The sequence below is a fragment of the Vibrio sp. R11-SG3-ISO9 genome, from assembly GCF_059834255.1.
In genome coordinates this window covers 119,930-137,540 of record NZ_JCBDGU010000038.1, presented here as the reverse complement: position 1 = coordinate 137,540, position 17,611 = coordinate 119,930, and the positions used below count along the sequence as shown (strand labels likewise).

Sequence of the window (17,611 nt, the reverse complement as noted above, 5' to 3'; positions counted from 1 at the left end):
TTGCTTCCGATTATCTCGAAGTAACGTATAAAGCAACTCAATATGGATGGCTACTTTCGGTCTTGAGTAAGCTTGCTATTACTTCCTGATATTGGTTTAAGTTAAAGGTAGAACGGTCAGAGTTATATTTTTTCTGCCTCGATTCTAAATAGGGTTGAGAAACCAGTGAGTTCATCAACATTTGGTAGTAGTGAAAATTCGATTCGTTACAGCCATCAACTAAATAAAGGAGGTTTTCAAGAGTTTTGTGATAGGTGAAACCGAACTTAGATTCTTTTAATCTTTGTACATTATCGTGATTAAATGAACTGCCACCAAGGGTAAAGAATAAAAATATATTGGGTGCGCTTTCCCAAAAATCAATTAGCTCAGAGATTAACTGCTGTAACTGTACCCCTTCTACTCTTTGATATTTGGAAAACTGCTTTTCAAAACGATGGGTATGCTCTTCGATGAGCTGATCAAATAATTGCTCTTTATTATTAAAGTAATAGAGAATTAACGCAGGACTCACTCCTGCAGATTTAGCAATAGAGCGAATAGATACTTTATTATAAGGCTGACAAATAAATAGCTTTTCTGCTGCACTTAATATTTCTTCTCTTTTTTCATTAGGCATCAGATTATATTCCACCCGCTTGTTTGCATATACAACACATCTTATAACTCGAATAAACAATCTCAATATGGAACAAAAACATTTAGAACACGGTTAAGCAACCTGCATGATGAGGCAACATTTAACAAATGCTCTTGAAATGTAATCAAAACAAAGCTGAGTAATTACTCCAACAAACAATAACATAGAAGTTTGCAGTACCATGTAAGGGTTCAGTAAGAGCTATTGCTTCAACGTAAGCCAATGTAAGAGTGGCGCTCAAATTGAGCGCCACTTTTAAGTCTAGAGTTTTAAAATCACTTTAACTGAACTATCAACTAAGGATTCATCAATATAAGCAATGGTATTCGAGGAGCTTGCAACCATGTCCTTTGCAAGGCTCTCCTGCCCTACTGATTTAGGTGGTTGACCTTTACCTGTAAATACTCGTTTAGCCCAATATGCTTGTAACTGAGCCTCTGTCTTTTGAGTAATGGCTTGATGGAACTCAGTTTTCATTGGATGGCCATCTTCCAAGTCAACCGCTTCAATTTGCAGCGACTTCGCTTTGCCCAAATACAACTTCTTAACTGTGGATGCATCAAGCTCGCTCATCGACGGGCTTCCAACTACAACGATACCTGCGAACGCATTTACACTGCTAAGAAGAGCAGCGGCTAATAATGTTTTTTTCAACATGACTCTCTTCCTTAAAATACAGCGTCAACTTTCAAAGTGTACAAAATGTTTTCGTCGTTCTTATATTCCGATGCTACGCCGCCATAAGTGGAGCCAAAACCAGTTAGGTAGCTAATGTCACCTTTCAGGGCAATGTTTGGAAGGAAGTCCCAACGTGCACCGATACTGTACGTAGTGCGTTGTGTATTTAGCTTATCAGCCAATGCTTTTGCTGAGCCATATGCGTATCTCGCAGATACACTGTTTGGATTTTGAAGTAGATTTGCAAGCTGTCGGTCTGCCGTTGCGTTTCGCTCATCATCGTCTTGTGTTTCCATGTGTGAAACTGTCACGTATGGCGTTACTTCATCCAAGCGGTACGCCGCTGTTAGGTACGCAGCATCAACGTCGTAGTAAAAACCTTCAACCGTTGTACGAGTCACTTCAGAAACCAGCATTAGGTTGCCATTTTCGTATCGACCACCAACACCGTAGAACTTAGCTTTGTCATCATCAAACGTTGAATTTAGCACTGACTGGTTGTTTTCGTTCCAATTCGTAGAAGAGCTAATCACAGACTGTGCGTAAACGGCACGAAGCGTCCAAGTGTCATCCGTCCAATTGACTACACCACCAGCAATATCATCAAACTGTGTATCAGCGTTGTAGCTGTGCTTTGATGCCGATAGCTTTTGTGAACCGGCAAAACCTTGGAATGAAAGCGTACTGTCATCCAGTTCCATATCGTAAATGAAGTCACCACCAGTGAGAGAGGTTAAAACCACTGAGCCGTATACTTCGTTAGGAACTCTCACGCCAACCTGTGCATAACCAACTTCTAAGTAGTCAGAGTACATGAACAGTGGCAAACGCAACTTACCACCACGAACAGTCAAATTAGGTGTCACTTTGTGGCTTAAGAATGCCCACTCTACATCTGGAGACCAGTTCTCTTTTTTATTGCCACGAGCGACCATTTGAACAACCGCAGAAGTCGATTCATTAACTTCGAACTCACCTTGCAAACCGAACAAAGAACCTTCATCAAAACGCACTTTGTTTTCCGACTTCATGAAGCCGTGGTTTTGATTACCTAATTGCATGTTTAAAGACGCAAAGCCATTGAAGCTAAACTTATCCGCAATTGAGTTTTGCTCTTTCGCTTCAAGGATCGCGACCTTTTTCTCTAGCTCAGCCAATTTTTGCTCATCTGCAGCTTGTGTTGCGAACGACGCCGCAAGCGCTACTGCCACAGGCAATAAGCGAAATGGGGAGTGAGTCATTATTGTTCTCCGTTATACTTTGAATTGTGAAGTGGATTTGCTCAGCTCTGTAACGATGTCACTGAGTTGGTGACTCAGAGCTTCTAATTGATCGGTAGACTGAGATACTTGGTGAGAGCACTGTCTAAAATCATCCATATGGGTATGAATCTGTTTTGAAGCGCGAGCCTGATGTTCTGTCGTACTCGCTATCTGACGATTAAGTTCGGTAATTTCCTCAACCTGCCCACTTATTTCGAGTAAGTAGTCTCCTGCGTTTTGCGCATCTCCAACGGCCTGGGACGAGCTTGCAAGCCCTTGGTCCATAGCACCTACCGCGGCATTTGAGCCAGACTTTAGTTCACCGAGTAAAGCATTAATCTCTGTCGCAGATTGCTGGGTATTATTGGCGAGGACACGTACCTCATCGGAAACGACGGCAAAACCGCGCCCATGGTCCCCCGCTCGAGCGGCTTCAATGGCAGCATTGAGTGCGAGTAGATTGGTTTGCTCCGCAACGCTTTGTATCGTGCTCAAGATTGAGCCAACGTTGCTCGCATTCTTGTCCAACTGTTTTAACTTAGTTGCCGTATCACGGATGTTGCTTGCCAGCTCTTCTATTTCCTGGCTTGTTTTCAATACAACTTGAGTACCCGTTTGCGCACTTGCATTCGCTTTCTGTGCTTGTGAATCAGCATGTGATGCAAAGCCAACAACTTGTTCAATGAGAGCGATGATGTTGTTAACCGCATCAGTCACTTCTTCAATATGGTCACGTTGAGTGCTGTTTAACGCCAAGGTTTGATGGGATTCACTGCGAATCTTATCGCTCACAACTTCCAGCTCCTGCCCAATACTCAAAGTGCTTGCGATGATCCCTTGAAGCTTTTCAATAAATTGGTTAACGCTTTGCACTAAGGTTGCAATTTCATCTTTGCCTGAGTAATCAATTCGGACCGTCAGGTCGCCATCACCTGTGGCAATGGCTTGCATTTTTTCGGTTACCAACAGGATTGAGCTAATAACAGATTTGAAGATTGCATAACCGACAGCAAAAACAGACAAGAGAAAGAAAACACCAAGCCAAACTGATTGTTGGGCAGCATCATTTGCGGCGTTCTCTGAGTGCAAAATGGTATCAACGACATTTTGGCTCGCTGATGCACGTAGCTGGTCGCTTAACGCAAGTAACGAGTCATAATCTTCGCTGAGCTTATTCGACCTAACCGTTAAGCTATCAAAGGAGTCATTTAAATTAATAAAATCTAAACTCAAGGCATATGCAGATTCGGTGTATTTTTTTAGCGAAAGTGACAATTGATTAAACGCATCAGCTTGTGAAGGTAGAACTATCGCTCCCTTATTTGCTTCGACTTGTAAATCAGCGGATATTTGGCGTGCATAATCTATAGCCTGCTCGTCTTCCATGATCACAGCGGCTTCAAATTGTTGTCGCACATTTGGCAACAGAGAGTTTATTTTTGTGGCATGCTCTAATGCAGGGTAATAACTTAACTCTAATTGAGTGAGTCGCTGACTATTATCACGGTGAATAAAGACATTGATGGTAATTATCGCCGCTAAACTGAGCGAGATAATTGATAAAAGAACGACGAATTGTACTTTTATATTGATATAACGAGACAGCAGCATATGGTTCTATTTAATTATCGCAAATTGACAATTATGTTACCGTCAGATCACTTCCTTCAGTGAATGGATTCACTAAACAAATGACACGTTATGTTCAAACTAGGTTTAATCAATGATTATAATTTTGTTAAAGCCTCGCTTACCCATCACCCAAAGAAAAACCCCGAGGACTTGAGCTCTCGGGGTTTATTATTCGATATTAAATTACTAGCATTTCCACTATGCACATATTAATCGTTTAAATTGTTTTCTAAATTTGATACTTCAAATTTACAGATCACTACCATAGATATCAAAAGAGAAATACTTAGCGGCAATCTTATCGTAGGTGCCGTTCGCTCGAATCTCTTCGATGGCATTATTGAACTGCTCCGCTAATTTTGCATCTTGTTTTCTTAACGCCAGCGCAGTGCCTTCACCGATATAAGCTTTATCGGTTACCGCTTTACCTTTGAATTCGAAATCCTTTCCTTCTGTTTTATCTAGGAACGCAAGTGATAGCTGATCTGAGTTACCAAACGTGACGTCTAGACGACCGTTCTGAAGATCAAGGTAGACTTCATCTTGGCCAGTATAACGCTTGATGGTTGCCACACTGCCGAACTTGTCGGTCACGTAGCGGTCATGAATAGTACCTTGCTGCACGCCTATGGTTTTACCCGCTAAGCCATCTTGGTCAATATCAAATGTCGCGCTTTTAGCGGCAACGAATACTGCCGGGGTTTGATAGTACTTATCCGTAAACAGGATCTTACGCTTACGCTCTTCCGTAATACGCATCGACGCCATAATCACATCTGACTTTCTTGCCAATAGGCTGGGAATCAGTGAATCCCAGCTTTGCGATACCCAAGTACAGTCCAATTTCGCTTGCTCACATAAGGCATCGGCTATCTCAATATCGAACCCAACAGGCACACCGTCGCTGTTTTTGTAGTTAAAAGGTGGATAGGTAAAATCTGAGGCCAAGCGAACCTCTTTCGCCTGTACGGCGGTACCAAGTAGAGCAGCTGCGCAAGTGAGTCCTAGTAGTATCTTTTTCATCATTGCCATCCTAGATATGATCTTTATCGAGTTGAAGTTGAGGTTCTGTATTCTGAGTGTGTTGTCCCTGACGTAATTCTTTCTGGTAGTGATTCAGTGACGCTATCACTTCATCCATGCTCTCTTTACTGCCAATACTGATGCGAACGCAATTACGTAACGCAGGTTCATGATGTTGATTCCTGGTTACAATGCCATTTTTCGCCAATACGCTAAACAGTTGGTGTTCAGGCTTGTGCTTCAGCAACACAAAGTTGGTCGACGACGGGTAAACTTGCTCAATGAAATCAAACTCTGCCAATTGAGTTGCAAAGCGATTACGAACTTCAACCAAGTCTAATGTCGAATCTCGCATTGCTGAAACTCGCTCGTCAGACAGTGCCTCTAGTACTATTTGCGATGAGCAATCCGGCATTGGGTATGGCGGTATCAGCTTCGCGACATACTGCATCACATTTGGGCTAGCCAAGATAAACCCGCAACGCACGGCAGCTAGTCCAAACGCCTTAGACAAAGTGCGAATCACCACTAAGTGTGGATAGCGCTTAATTAGGTTTACGGCTGATGTCTGCGGTTCAAACTCAATATACGCTTCATCAACTACCACGAGTGATTTGCCTTGCGTACCTTCAAGTACTTCTACCAGATCCGATTTAGGGATCACATTGCCAGTTGGGTTGTTTGGTGAACAAAGGAAAACGATATTCGCTAACTCTGCTTTCTTTATCACGTCGGCAATATCTAAGCTGAAATCTTCCTCAAGCGGCGAATCTAGCGTTTCAATCGCCAACGCATCAGCACAAAACTCATACATTGCGTAGGTTGGAGAGCAAATTAGTATCTTGTCTTGAGCAGGTTTACAGAATGTTCTGATTAATAGATCAATCGCTTCATCCGCTCCACGCACCGCAACCGTGTCAGCATCCGTTTCGCAATACGCTTGGTATGCTTTCGCTATGTCTTGCGGCAAAAAGTCAGGGTAGCGGTTATGCCCTACTTCGCCCGGAAACAGTGAGCTCTCTAACTCGTTTGCATTTAACCAAACACGCCCATCACCACCAATTCTTCTCGCCGATTGGTAAGGTATTAATTTTTTTACTGCCTGAGGCACTAAGCTATCGATAAAAGATATCAAGAGGCGTTCCTTTCCACATAATCAGAATGTTATCACCACCGATTTCATATTCAATATATTCGACATATCAACATATTGAATCATAAATGATGATTAAGTATTTACATTCAAACAGAACACTATTGATAAATGAATCGAAATAATTACATAATAGCCATGATAAAAAGTCATAGGTATATATATGAATCATTCGCTGCCTTCCACCAAAACCTTGCTCGCCTTTCTATCAACAGCAAGGCACTTGAATTTTACCCATGCCGCTCATGAACTAAACGTCACGCAAGGGGCTGTTAGCCGTCAGGTTTTAGCCTTTGAAGACAGCTTAGGGTGTGATCTTTTTTATCGTCATGCTCGTGGCCTATCGTTAACACCTAAAGGTGAAGAGTTGGTTCCACTTATTCAAGCAACCATCCAACAGCTGCAATCTGCTCTGAATCAAGTATCGAGCTCTCCTTCAAAAATAAAACTCAATGCCCCAAGCTGTATTACCTCTTGGCTGCTACCCAAATTGATGTCGTTTCAACAGGCTTACCCTGAGATTGATGTAGAGTTAACATCCACTATTAAGCACGTCTTTGAGCCGAGCTTTGACCCATTTGACGCTGTAATCACCTATGGTAAAAAACCCAACCAACACTCAATCGTCAGTCAGCTGTTGTTTAACGAGCAACTTGCGCCAATATGCCAATCGCAGATTATTGTTAAAGAACACCTAACAGAGATTGAATCGAACATCATCAAGCCACACAAGCTGTCCCAATACACCTGGCTTCACGCTAATAATGAGCAAAGTGACTGGCGATTGTGGTTAGAACATATCGGCAGTAATGAGCTTTCAAGCAAAAATAACCAGCAATTCGCGACACTTGATCAGGCAATGAATGCGGCAATTCAGGGGTTCGGTATTGCCATTGGTGATATCACGCTTGCAAAGCAAGACATCGATTTAGGTAGATTAGTGAAAGTGAGCGAAGGCAGTGTGTTCTCAGGAAATGGTTATTTCTTGTTGCAACCGAAGAACCGCCAGAATACTTCGCTATCTACTCTGGTTGATTGGTTGGTTGATTAGCTTTGATGGGATAGAAACGGATCGGACATGAATAGACGATAAACCCCGCGCGGAAAGCGTAGAACTTACAGGTTGCCGACATTTTTCAAAATGAGAATCGAGTTATTCTCAAATTGATGCGGAATATTGCCTCTCAAAATAAAACTATTCTTCTCGCAACACGTATTGTTTTGGTGAAAGCAGACGAAGCATTCTCTTAACTGAATGAAAAGGCGCAACAAATCGTTCTTTCGAGTTAACAAGCTCCACCTTCAATACGAAAATGGCACTCGAATTGCTTTGTCATAGACAACCCAACCAATATAAAGCAGGTTGCACTTTTTTTTATTGCAGCTTGTCACGGAGGATAGGCTATGACCTTACAAAGACATACGTATTACGGCTTAATTCACCACGGAATTAAAACCTTACTAATGGATCGTATTGGCCACTTTACTGAGCGTGAATATCACGAGTATTTGGACCTTACTACGGGTAAATCAACTTGCTTCATGATGAGTGAAGAAGAGCTCGAACAAACACTCGACAACCTCAAAAGTGAAGGTTACTTGGAAGACATTAAACAACTTATCCCACGTTACCAAACTGCATGTACGCGGTGACAAGATCACTCAATCAAACATTTCATTTTCAAGTGCTTCGGTCTATTTTGCATCGAGGCACTTTTAGCTAGACTGAATAGAAGTATCTCAACAGGATGTTCGGTCTAACATGAAGCAAATTATCGACTTTATCCCACTTATCATCTTCTTTGCTCTGTATAAGATGTACGACATCTACACCGCGACAGGGGCATTGATCGCCGCAACCGCCATTCAAATTGCATTGACTTACCTACTCTACAGAAAAGTGGAGAAGATGCAGGTCATCACCTTCGCTATGGTTGCTGTATTCGGTGGTATGACAATATTCCTGCATGACGATAACTTTATTAAGTGGAAAGTCACCATTGTTTACGCACTGTTCGCTATTGGTTTAACTGTAAGCCAACTAATGGGAAAACCGGCAATTAAGGGGATGCTTGGAAAAGAGCTGACTCTGCCTGATTCTGTATGGCGTAACATCAACTGGGCATGGACGGCATTTTTCGTGTTATGCGCCGCTTTAAATGTCTATGTTGCCTTCAATTTATCACTCGACGTATGGGTGAACTTCAAAGTATTTGGTCTTTTGGTCGCAACCATTACATTTACTTTGTTGACAGGTTTATACATCTACAAAAGCTTACCTAAAGACAAGCAACAGCCCCTTTCTGGGAAAAATCGAGACGAGGAGTAATGGTCGAATGAGATCTCAATCTCATTTTTTGTTACAATCTTGCACATTATTTCGTTCACAGTGGTCACTAGGATAAACGCTGGCCGCTGACTTATTGATGTTTTGGGAATCCCTTATAATGAGTCACACTTCTGATGCGCCAAAAGGCCAACTTCTTCTTCGCACACTTGCTATGCCTGCCGACACCAACGCCAATGGCGACGTGTTCGGTGGCTGGATCATGTCTCAGCTCGATTTAGCTGGCGGCATTCTAGCGAAAGAAATCTCATGCGGCCGCATCGTAACGGTATCGGTTTCGAGCATTACGTTCAAAAAGCCTGTGAAGGTGGGTGACGTGGTATGTGTTTACGGCGAATGTACCAAAATCGGTCGCACTTCAATGAGCATCGACTTGGCGGTATGGGTTAAGCCCGTTCGTGACCACGGTATCGAAGACCGTTTTATGGTCTGTGACGCGACCTTTAACTATGTCGCTATCGATTCTGAAGGCAAGCCTCGCGCTATTGCGAAGTAGTCCAACAACTTAACAATCCAATAGCCAATTAATATCGGGTCTTTAGAACGTTTTCTATTCAGCTTTTAAAGACCTACCCTCTTCGATTCGCATCAATTCACACTTTCTTCTTTTTCCCTCTTCCAAATACAATTAGTTCGCGTAAATTAGCTACATAGCTCATTGAGCCTCTTTTTTGTGAAGTATAAATAAGGATATACCAATATGTGGTACGTGATTTTTTCTCAAGACGTCGAAAACTCATTGGAAAAGCGCTTAAGCGTTCGCCCTCAACATTTAGAGCGCCTACAAACACTTCACGATGAAGGTCGTTTATTGACTGCTGGCCCAATGCCTGCAATAGATTCTGATAATCCAGGTGAAGCTGGTTTTACAGGCTCAACGGTTATTGCAGAATTTAATTCACTAGAAGAAGCGCAAGCTTGGGCAGATGCAGACCCATATATTGAAGCTGGCGTCTATGCTAATGTGATTGTAAAACCATTTAAGAAAGTATTTTAAAGTGAAAAAGTGGATTATCGGATCACTGGCTGCACTCGTCCTAGCGGGCTGTAGTTCAAGTGACCAAGACAAACAACGTCAATTAGAGATGATGGCGCAGCACCGTGCAGGTGTTCTATCAGCTGGCCTACCGATCGAATACGGCCCGTTGAAAGTAATGCGTGTCTTGGCAAAGAACACCGTGATTGAAATCATGATGATCTACAACCAAGATGCTCAAGGTGCAAAGCCGCTTAATCAAGTATTGAAAAGCAGCGTGAATAGCTACTGTACCAGCTCAGAAGTAAGAGCTAACCTAGATATGGGCTTGGCGTACAACATCAAGATTCGTAACACACGTGGTCAATTGATGGTCGAGCAACTTATCAGCAAGCAAACCTGCGAAAGCGGTAGCTAATTCGAGATTCGAACAAATGTTAATAACAGAAGCCTCGCGATTGCGAGGCTTTTTTATGCAATTCAGGCTTCAGATATACACCCTTAATCTAGCTTTACTTGTCTTACACTTCTTCAGCTTCCCACTCTTTTCGCAATACTTTCGTCGCTGACACAAGGTTTGCTAATGCAGCTTCGGTTTCTTCCCAGTTACGGGTTTTGAGGCCGCAGTCTGGGTTAGCCCATAAACGCTCTGCTGGGATCTTCTCTGCTGCCTTCTTAAGTAGGCCAACAATCCACTCCTCTGATGGAATGTTTGGCGAGTGAATATCATAAACACCAGGGCCGATTTCATTCGGATAATTGAACTCTTCAAACGCCTTGAGCAACTCCATGTTTGAGCGAGACGTTTCAATGGTAATCACATCGGCATCCAACGCAGCCACTGACTCGATGATTTCATTAAATTCGCTGTAACACATATGAGTATGAATTTGAGTTTCTGGTTTCGCGCTTGCAGCAGAGACTTTAAACGCATCCACAGCCCACTCTAAATACTCCGCATGATCGGCTTTCTTCAAAGGTAAACCTTCACGGATTGCCGGTTCATCAATCTGAATAATGTTGATGCCGGCATCTTGCAAATCAGACACTTCATCACGCAGTGCGAACGCCAACTGGTTAGCAATCTCTTTACGGGAGATATCTTCACGAGGGAAGGTCCAACACAGAATGGTCACAGGCCCTGTTAGCATGCCTTTCATCTGCTTAGAGGTCAGCGACTGGGCGTAAGTCGACCACTCAACAGTGATTGGTTTTTCTCGCTCAATATCAGCAACAACGATAGCTGGCTTCACGCAGCGAGAGCCATAACTTTGAACCCATCCAAACTTGGTCGTCTGGAAACCAGCTAAGTTCTCAGCAAAGTACTCCACCATATCATTACGTTCTGCTTCCCCGTGAACAAGCACATCAAGATCGAGTACCTCTTGGCGTTTAACGGCATCTGCAATGTGCCCTTTTAGCGCTTGTTTGTATTCACTTTCATTCAGTTTTCCTGCGCGATAAGCACTGCGTTGAACTCGTATCTCTCCGGTTTGCGGGAAAGAGCCAATGGTCGTTGTCGGTAACAATGGCAAACCTAGTACTTCAGACTGATGAGCCGCACGCTCTGCATAAGGTGCGCTGCGCTCGCCAATTGCTTTCGTCAGCGTTTTTAATCTCGCTTGAACATGTGGCTTATTCACGTGGGTCGCTTGCTTACGCGCTTCAATCGGTAAGCTGTAAGTTTCACAGGCTAATATCGCTTTCTGATCGCCATCTAACGCGGCACCTAACAAGCTCACTTCAGTCACTTTTTGCTTAGCGAATGCGAACCAACTCTTCACTTCTTCAGTTAAAACCTCTTCAAGATCTAAATCGACCGGGCTATGGAGTAGAGAACAAGAACTTGCCACCCACAGTCTCTCTCCTAACGACTCTTTGATAGGTTGCAGCAATGCCAATTGATTAGCCAAGTCAGCGCGCCATACGTTGCGTCCATTAATAACACCCGCAGAAAGCACCCAATCTTGAGGTAGCTTTTCAACGACGTCGTTCAGTTGTTGCGGAGCTGCAGCCAAATCAATATGCAGACCGTTTACAGGAAGGTCGATAATCTTATCTAGCGTATCGCTCACCGAATCAAAATAGGTAGTGAGTAGTAGCTTTACGTCTCCCTGAATCACTTGATAAGCGAGCTTAAATGAATCTGCCCATTTCGCTTCTAGCTCCAAGGCAAGGATTGGCTCATCAACCTGTACCCACTCGACACCTAACTTAGCTAACTTGGCCAGAATTCCCTGGTAGGCAGTTAGCAAGCGAGGCAACAAACTCAAACGGTCAAACCCCTCTTCCACTTCCTTGCCTAGGTAGAGGTATGACAGTGGCCCTAACAATACTGGTTTCACTTTATGGCCCGCTTTAATCGCCTGATTGACCTCATCAAACAGTTGCGGCCAGCTAACCTCAAAAGAGTCGTCCTTGCTGAACTCAGGCACAATGTAGTGATAATTGGTGTTAAACCATTTGGTCATGTCTGATGCCGCGGCGCCACTTTGGTCATGATTATGATTTGAACCACAGCAACTGCTCTGAGATCGGCCGCGACCAACACGGAACAGCGTATCCAAATCAGGGAAGCTTTGGTCATGACGCTTTGGCACATGACCAAGAAGCAACGTAGTAGCAAGAACATGATCGTACCAAGCGAAATCGCCAGCCGTGACAAAACTTAAATTGGCGTCCGATTGAACTTGCCAGTTTCGTTCGCGCAACTGACTGCCGACAGCTTTTAGCTCCGTTTGATCGATTTCCCCACGCCAATACTTTTCTAAAGCGAATTTGAGTTCTCGTTTTTCGCCAATACGTGGGTAGCCTAAAATATGAGTCGTTGTTGTCATGAGCCTATTCCTTAATCACTATTTTAAATCCGGTCAGACGCTGAATCATTTCGAAAAAGGCGTCTGGATGGCTAAACTATCTCGCCAAACGTCTTTGTGAACAATCTCCAAATATTCAACTTGTTTATTAAAAAACCTCATGTTCACGAATTCACACATGAGAAAACCGAAAACATTTAGACGTCCAGATGTTTACACATCCACAAAAACGACGTAGGGTAGTTATTAAGAAATATTGAACATCAGCTTAGGAACTATGAGGATTACTCATGATAGAGCTCAAACATCTGCGAACATTGACCACATTGCGTGATAGTGGCTCTTTAACAGCGACCGCGACATCACTGCACCTGACGCAATCTGCGTTATCGCATCAATTGAAAGATCTTGAGGCTCGCGTGGGTGGGCAGCTTTTTCTGCGTAAAACTCGCCCAGTGAAGTTCACCTCCGAGGGCGAGATACTGCTCAGGCTGGCCGATGAAGTGTTACCGAAACTGGCAAAGGCGGAGAATGAACTGGCCAGTCTCAAGGAAGATGTTAACGGCAGGCTCCATATGGCGATTGAGTGCCACTCCTGTTTTCAATGGTTAATGCCAGCACTTAAAGAGTATCAAGTGACTTGGCCAAGCGTGACCCTCGATTTCTCATCCGGCTTTGGCTTTGAGCCTTTACCGGCTTTGATGGCTGGAGAACTGGATCTGGTGATCACCTCCGATATCCAGCCAAGATCTGAAGTTCACTATGAGCCGCTGTTCGATTTTGAAATGCGTCTTATCACAGCAATTAACTCACCTCTCGCAGAGAAAAAAGCAATTCAGCCAGAAGACTTGGTCGATCTGACGATGCTCTCCTACCCAGTTCAGAAGCAGCGCCTTGATGTGGTAAAACACTTTCTTCAACCGGCAGGTATCGAGCCTAAGAAATGGAAACAAGCGGATAACACCTTGATGTTAGTACAAATGGTATCTGCAGGATTAGGTGTGGCAGCACTACCCAACTGGGCAATCAGCGAGTTTTCAAGACAAGGATTGATTGCTAGTAAACCGCTGGGGAAAGGTCTGTCTCGCCGTCTGTTTGCAGCCGTAAGAAACTCAGATAAAGATAAGCGCTACTTACAAGCCTTCTTCAGTACTGCAAGACAACAAAGTAAGAGTCACCTCGATGGAATCAAAGTCGTCTAGCTGACGTGAACCTGTTTGTTATAAAAGGTACTGTTTTAAAAATTCCAAAAACAACAAAGCCACAGACTGATCATCTGTGACTTTTTAAGCTATTTAAACTGTTACCATGTTAAACCATTACGGTGCCATGCAGTTATCTCGGATAAGATTTGAATTGATTGGTCAATGGATCGTATTGGTAGCCGAGCATATCCAGTTTGCCCACCACGCTTTCGATATCCATTTCATACATGCTGACAAGCTCTTCAAAACTATCACATTCAAGGCGTAACTTTTCGTTGACGATCCCTAACAGAATAATGCTATCTAGGCTTTTGACGTTGCTTAAATCCATCTCGTACTCCTTACGAACACATCGACTGATTTAAGTTTAGAACGACAATGGTAAACCCGCTTATTAACAGATCACATTTCTCGCTCAATCAAAGAACAATTCGCAGCTTTCTGAGGTTCCCAAATTTCTATAGTTTCCAAATTACTAAAGCGCCCAGATTGGCTCTAAGCCTACAACCGACGTGATCAGCATCAGCAAGGCAACTGCAAGCTGGATTTTTTCAGGTGTTTTTGCGAACAACAGGTGCCAACACCAAACCACAATCGATGAAATCAACAGGGCAAAGCTGAACAGTAGCGACGGTACCATAGGTTCCAATACTGCTTCAGAAAGCGAATAAACACCAAGCACAGTAGCAAGCACCACCAACATACCACTCAGGATACCAGCAACCGGCAAAATACGATGGAATGCCTGAAGGCGCGTTCGTGCAATCGTCAGCAATAGATGAGAGAAGGCGCTACCTAGTAGAACTGTGAGAAGCAGAGATGAGATTAGACCAACTAATGTTGCCTTTTCGCTCGCTTGAATACCCACATAAGAGAGTGCCAAACCACAAGCCAGATACATTACCCAGATAGGGCCAGCATCACGAGTCTTCTTAGTCTGAACTTGAGAGAAGAAATAGAAGATGGCAAATACCACTAAGAAAGCTTCGACCTTGAGTGATGCAACCGCCAACCAAAGTACACCGATAGCCGGTAATACCTTATGAATACGACCGCGCTGGCCTGGGCAGATATCGCCTTTCACTAAGATCAGCGTAAGGACGAGTTGTGCACCCAATAACATAGGCGCAAATTGAAGTAATACAGATTCGATCATTGGGATCTACTTATATGGACTTATTTTCGCAGAATGATATCAAAAACTGCTTGGAACACTAATCAAAATCATCAATTTGCTCACTGTCTCGTATCCTTGGTCTATGCTCTTTCCAAGAATCTCATCCCGACATAGAGATGCATAGCTTATTGGGGGAAAGACACTAGAACTATCAGGGGCATGTTCTACTGGCTAGTCAGGGCGCATGCCGCTATAATTCCCGCCTCAAAAATCAGAGGTCGAAATATGTACAGCGATATCACTCCTATTCACGAACACAAAAAATACTGGGCCGAATGCTACGGCACAGCTCCCTTTTTACCAACCAGTAGAAAGGAAATGGATGCTCTTGGATGGGACAGCTGTGACATTATCATCGTAACGGGCGACGCTTATGTCGATCACCCTAGCTTTGGTATGGCGATCATCGGCCGTTTGCTTGAAGCACAAGGCTTCCGCGTAGGTATTATTGCTCAACCAAAATGGGACAATAAAGATGCCTTCATGAAGCTAGGCAAACCAAACCTATTCTTCGGCATTACTGCGGGCAACATGGACTCCATGATCAACCGTTACACCTCTGACCGTAAGTTACGTCACGATGATGCTTACACGCCAAATAACGAAGGTGGCAAGCGTCCTGACCGTGCAACACTGGTTTACTCGCAGCGTTGTCGTGAAGCATACAAAGGCACGCCGATTGTTCTAGGTGGCATCGAAGCAAGTCTTCGCCGCGTGGCTCACTACGATTACTGGTCTGACAAAGTTCGTCGTTCTGTTCTTTTCGATGCAAAAGCAGACATCCTTCTATTTGGTAACGCAGAGCGCGCATTGGTTGAAGTTGCACACCGCCTAGCCGATGGTGAAGAACTAGCGAATATGACCAACATTCGTGGTACTGCTGTCAACTTGCCTGCAGCACCAGAAGGTTACAAGATCATCGACTCTTCTCGTATCGAAAAGCCAAATAAAGCCTACGTACCGGTTAACCCATACGAGGTTGAAACCCAGTGCGATACGAAGAAAGACGAAGAGCCAAAAGCGCAGCCGATTACGATCCGCCCTTCTCGCCATGATGCGAATACAACAGCGGTTCGTATCCCTGCGTTTGAAAAGCTTAACAATGACCGCATTCTTTACGCTCACGCTAGCCGTATTCTTCACTTAGAGACCAACCCATACTCTGGTCGTGCTCTGATTCAACGTCACGGTGATCGCGAACTTTGGGTAAACCAAGCGCCAATCCCTCTGACGACAGAAGAAATGGACTACGTATTTGGCCTTGCATACAAGCGTGTCCCTCACCCTATGTACGGCAAAGCGAAGATTCCTGCTTACGACATGATCAAAACGTCAGTTAACATCATGCGTGGCTGTTTCGGTGGTTGTTCGTTCTGTTCAATTACCGAGCACGAAGGTCGTATCATTCAGAACCGCTCAAAAGAGTCTATCTTGGATGAAATCGAAGACATTAAAGAGAAAGTACCTGGCTTTACGGGCACTATCTCTGACTTGGGTGGCCCAACTGCGAACATGTACCGCTTAGGTTGTTCGGACCCGAAAGCGGAAGTGAACTGTCGTCGTCCATCGTGTGTGTTCCCTAAGATCTGTGAGAAACTAAACACAGACCACAAACACACTATCGACTTGTACCGCTCTGCACGTAAAGTGGAAGGCGTTAAGAAGATCATGATTGCGTCTGGCGTCCGTTACGACTTAGCGATTGAGTCTCCAGAATATGTTCGTGAGCTTGTAACGCACCACGTTGGTGGCTATCTGAAAATCGCACCAGAGCATACTGAAAAAGGCCCTCTTGATCTGATGATGAAGCCGGGTATGGGTACTTACGACCGCTTTAAAGAGATGTTCGAGAAGTACAGTGCTGAAGCGGGCAAGAAACAGTATCTGATCCCTTACTTCATCTCGGCGCACCCGGGTACAGAAGATGAAGACATGCTTAACCTTGCGCTTTGGCTGAAGAAGCACAACTACGAGTGTGACCAAGTACAGAACTTCTACCCATCGCCAATGTGTAACGCAACGTCAATGTACTACTCAGAGACCAACCCTCTGAAACGCGTTAAGTACAAGAAGCGTGAAGATATTCCTGTGCCAAAAGGTGACCGTCAACGTCGTCTGCACAAAGCACTATTGCGTTACCACGATCCAGAGAACTGGAAACTGATCCGTGAAGCGCTGATCGACATGGGTAAGAAACACCTAATCGGTGATAAGCCGGGTTGTTTGGTGCCAGAAGAAGACTTTGATGCACAAACACCAGCGCAACGCCGTAAATCAGGCCGTCACGGTGCTCACCGTTTCGCGACCAAGCACAGCAAATCTCAACCGGGTCTAGGCGGCGAGAAGCCACGTAACCATTCAGGCAAAAAGCCAGGTGGTAAGAAGCCTAACAGTAACAACGGCCAAGGTAATGGTCATCAGGGCAACGGTAATGGCGGCGGCAACGGTCGTAAACCAACGAGCGGTTTCATTAAGAAAGGTCCGGGCGGCCAATCTCAAGGAAACGGCAAACCAAACCGCAACAAAGCAGGCAATGGCCAAGGTGGCAAACCTTCTGGTAACGGAAAGAACCGCCAACGTGCGGCGCAGCGCTAACTCTTAATAACAACGAGAGCTTTCAGTAGCGATGTTAACTTTAAGTAGTTGAGCGACAACCCTTCGCTTTAAATGACAAAAGTCCAAGTGATTTCCCCACTTGGACT

General features: G+C 44.2%; 17 protein-coding genes. 8 read left to right on the top strand and 9 right to left on the bottom strand.

The window, feature by feature from the left end; all coding sequences use genetic code 11:
• Nucleotides 1-37 precede the first annotated feature (37 nt).
• The 6 genes from AC6R05_RS12260 to hisC all read right to left on the bottom strand — a co-directional run bounded on the left by AC6R05_RS12260 (nt 38) and on the right by hisC (nt 6,370).
• Nucleotides 38-619: a TetR/AcrR family transcriptional regulator gene (locus AC6R05_RS12260; protein ID WP_500647512.1), complete on the bottom strand. Its 582-nt coding sequence runs from the start codon at nt 617-619 to the stop codon at nt 38-40.
• A gap of 282 nt (nt 620-901) precedes the next feature.
• Nucleotides 902-1,297: a hypothetical protein gene (locus tag AC6R05_RS12255; protein WP_032549323.1), complete on the bottom strand. Its 396-nt coding sequence runs from the start codon at nt 1,295-1,297 to the stop codon at nt 902-904.
• A gap of 11 nt (nt 1,298-1,308) precedes the next feature.
• Entirely contained in the window at nt 1,309-2,559 is a 1,251-nt protein-coding gene (locus tag AC6R05_RS12250; RefSeq protein ID WP_150895057.1) for a porin family protein, read from the bottom strand.
• Nucleotides 2,560-2,571: 12 nt separating this feature from the next.
• A complete protein-coding gene (locus AC6R05_RS12245; RefSeq protein WP_500647511.1) occupies nt 2,572-4,191 on the bottom strand; it encodes a methyl-accepting chemotaxis protein in 1,620 nt (539 codons plus the stop codon).
• A 270-nt stretch (nt 4,192-4,461) separates the two neighbouring features.
• On the bottom strand, nt 4,462-5,235 hold the full coding sequence (locus AC6R05_RS12240) for an ABC transporter substrate-binding protein (protein WP_152469535.1): 774 nt from the start codon (nt 5,233-5,235) through the stop codon (nt 4,462-4,464).
• 10 nt (nt 5,236-5,245) lie between these two features.
• Nucleotides 5,246-6,370: a histidinol-phosphate transaminase gene (gene hisC, locus AC6R05_RS12235; protein ID WP_500647510.1), complete on the bottom strand. Its 1,125-nt coding sequence runs from the start codon at nt 6,368-6,370 to the stop codon at nt 5,246-5,248.
• Between the two features lie 181 nt (nt 6,371-6,551).
• Here hisC and AC6R05_RS12230 point away from each other — a divergent pair, with 181 nt between their 5' ends.
• The 6 genes from AC6R05_RS12230 to AC6R05_RS12205 all read left to right on the top strand — a co-directional run bounded on the left by AC6R05_RS12230 (nt 6,552) and on the right by AC6R05_RS12205 (nt 10,129).
• Nucleotides 6,552-7,439, top strand: a complete 888-nt coding sequence (locus AC6R05_RS12230; protein ID WP_500647509.1) for a LysR substrate-binding domain-containing protein — start codon at nt 6,552-6,554, stop codon at nt 7,437-7,439.
• Between the two features lie 353 nt (nt 7,440-7,792).
• Nucleotides 7,793-8,041, top strand: coding sequence for a hypothetical protein (locus AC6R05_RS12225; RefSeq protein ID WP_032549329.1), 249 nt, complete (start codon nt 7,793-7,795; stop codon nt 8,039-8,041).
• A gap of 109 nt (nt 8,042-8,150) precedes the next feature.
• Complete coding sequence (locus AC6R05_RS12220) at nt 8,151-8,717, top strand: septation protein A (RefSeq protein ID WP_500647508.1); 567 nt, start codon at nt 8,151-8,153, stop codon at nt 8,715-8,717.
• A gap of 118 nt (nt 8,718-8,835) precedes the next feature.
• Nucleotides 8,836-9,231 (top strand): acyl-CoA thioester hydrolase YciA, encoded by a 396-nt coding sequence (gene yciA / locus AC6R05_RS12215; protein WP_150871970.1) that lies wholly within the window; start codon nt 8,836-8,838, stop codon nt 9,229-9,231.
• Nucleotides 9,232-9,435: 204 nt separating this feature from the next.
• A complete protein-coding gene (locus AC6R05_RS12210; protein ID WP_032549334.1) occupies nt 9,436-9,732 on the top strand; it encodes a YciI family protein in 297 nt (98 codons plus the stop codon).
• A 1-nt stretch (nt 9,733) separates the two neighbouring features.
• Nucleotides 9,734-10,129, top strand: coding sequence for a GspS/AspS pilotin family protein (locus AC6R05_RS12205; protein ID WP_032549335.1), 396 nt, complete (start codon nt 9,734-9,736; stop codon nt 10,127-10,129).
• A 103-nt stretch (nt 10,130-10,232) separates the two neighbouring features.
• Here the strand turns inward: AC6R05_RS12205 and metE are convergent, their stop codons facing one another.
• Nucleotides 10,233-12,548: a 5-methyltetrahydropteroyltriglutamate--homocysteine S-methyltransferase gene (gene metE / locus AC6R05_RS12200; protein WP_500647507.1), complete on the bottom strand. Its 2,316-nt coding sequence runs from the start codon at nt 12,546-12,548 to the stop codon at nt 10,233-10,235.
• Nucleotides 12,549-12,817: 269 nt separating this feature from the next.
• On the opposite strand from metE, the gene AC6R05_RS12195 reads away from it, so the two are divergent.
• Nucleotides 12,818-13,729, top strand: a complete 912-nt coding sequence (locus tag AC6R05_RS12195) for a LysR substrate-binding domain-containing protein (protein ID WP_150871962.1) — start codon at nt 12,818-12,820, stop codon at nt 13,727-13,729.
• Nucleotides 13,730-13,862: 133 nt separating this feature from the next.
• Here the strand turns inward: AC6R05_RS12195 and AC6R05_RS12190 are convergent, their stop codons facing one another.
• Together AC6R05_RS12190 and AC6R05_RS12185 are read right to left on the bottom strand one after the other, a co-directional pair.
• Complete coding sequence (locus tag AC6R05_RS12190; RefSeq protein ID WP_150871959.1) at nt 13,863-14,063, bottom strand: DUF4250 domain-containing protein; 201 nt, start codon at nt 14,061-14,063, stop codon at nt 13,863-13,865.
• A 144-nt stretch (nt 14,064-14,207) separates the two neighbouring features.
• On the bottom strand, nt 14,208-14,888 hold the full coding sequence (locus AC6R05_RS12185; protein ID WP_500647506.1) for an HI_1241 family integral membrane domain: 681 nt from the start codon (nt 14,886-14,888) through the stop codon (nt 14,208-14,210).
• A gap of 246 nt (nt 14,889-15,134) precedes the next feature.
• On the opposite strand from AC6R05_RS12185, the gene AC6R05_RS12180 reads away from it, so the two are divergent.
• A complete protein-coding gene (locus AC6R05_RS12180) occupies nt 15,135-17,504 on the top strand; it encodes a YgiQ family radical SAM protein (RefSeq protein WP_500647505.1) in 2,370 nt (789 codons plus the stop codon).
• The last annotated feature ends 107 nt before the right edge of the window (nt 17,505-17,611 follow it).

What these genes read in the sequence shown, in the direction of transcription:
- AC6R05_RS12260 (WP_500647512.1), bottom strand. Translation starts at nt 619, where the DNA reads ATGCCTAATGAAAAAAGAGAAGAAATATTAAGTGCAGCAGAAAAGCTA.
- AC6R05_RS12255 (WP_032549323.1), bottom strand. Translation starts at nt 1,297, where the DNA reads ATGTTGAAAAAAACATTATTAGCCGCTGCTCTTCTTAGCAGTGTAAAT.
- AC6R05_RS12250 (WP_150895057.1), bottom strand. Translation starts at nt 2,559, where the DNA reads ATGACTCACTCCCCATTTCGCTTATTGCCTGTGGCAGTAGCGCTTGCG.
- AC6R05_RS12245 (WP_500647511.1), bottom strand. Translation starts at nt 4,191, where the DNA reads ATGCTGCTGTCTCGTTATATCAATATAAAAGTACAATTCGTCGTTCTT.
- AC6R05_RS12240 (WP_152469535.1), bottom strand. Translation starts at nt 5,235, where the DNA reads ATGAAAAAGATACTACTAGGACTCACTTGCGCAGCTGCTCTACTTGGT.
- AC6R05_RS12230 (WP_500647509.1), top strand. Translation starts at nt 6,552, where the DNA reads ATGAATCATTCGCTGCCTTCCACCAAAACCTTGCTCGCCTTTCTATCA.
- AC6R05_RS12225 (WP_032549329.1), top strand. Translation starts at nt 7,793, where the DNA reads ATGACCTTACAAAGACATACGTATTACGGCTTAATTCACCACGGAATT.
- AC6R05_RS12220 (WP_500647508.1), top strand. Translation starts at nt 8,151, where the DNA reads ATGAAGCAAATTATCGACTTTATCCCACTTATCATCTTCTTTGCTCTG.
- yciA (WP_150871970.1), top strand. Translation starts at nt 8,836, where the DNA reads ATGAGTCACACTTCTGATGCGCCAAAAGGCCAACTTCTTCTTCGCACA.
- AC6R05_RS12210 (WP_032549334.1), top strand. Translation starts at nt 9,436, where the DNA reads ATGTGGTACGTGATTTTTTCTCAAGACGTCGAAAACTCATTGGAAAAG.
- metE (WP_500647507.1), bottom strand. Translation starts at nt 12,548, where the DNA reads ATGACAACAACGACTCATATTTTAGGCTACCCACGTATTGGCGAAAAA.
- AC6R05_RS12195 (WP_150871962.1), top strand. Translation starts at nt 12,818, where the DNA reads ATGATAGAGCTCAAACATCTGCGAACATTGACCACATTGCGTGATAGT.
- AC6R05_RS12190 (WP_150871959.1), bottom strand. Translation starts at nt 14,063, where the DNA reads ATGGATTTAAGCAACGTCAAAAGCCTAGATAGCATTATTCTGTTAGGG.
- AC6R05_RS12185 (WP_500647506.1), bottom strand. Translation starts at nt 14,888, where the DNA reads ATGATCGAATCTGTATTACTTCAATTTGCGCCTATGTTATTGGGTGCA.
- AC6R05_RS12180 (WP_500647505.1), top strand. Translation starts at nt 15,135, where the DNA reads ATGTACAGCGATATCACTCCTATTCACGAACACAAAAAATACTGGGCC.